Here is a 259-nt window from a genome sequence, read left to right as displayed (position 1 = left end):
GTTTTTCTGGGTAATTGTTATTGCAATAGAAGCTACAGCAGGTGCTGGTATTATTCAATACTGGATTCCAGAAATCCCACTCTGGTTATTAAGCTTAATATTAACGATTTTATTAACGTGGACGAATGTTTTCTCGGTGAAATCATTTGGAAAATAGCGAAAGAGAGTTAGCCTCATCTTTAAAACCTCCCAATATATAATGATGTATATTACATGTTTGAATTTCAATGTACAAATATTATGTCTTTTTATGATTTAT

General features: G+C 30.9%; 1 pseudogene. It reads left to right on the top strand.

The features are described 5' to 3' along the window. Positions 1 to 154 (top strand): annotated as a pseudogene (locus SB775_RS31105) (GABA permease); the annotation flags it as partial. Between the last annotated feature and the right edge of the window lie 105 nt (positions 155 to 259).

This window comes from Peribacillus sp. SIMBA_075 (assembly GCF_046534585.1).
This window is presented reverse-complemented; position numbering and strand designations above follow the sequence as displayed.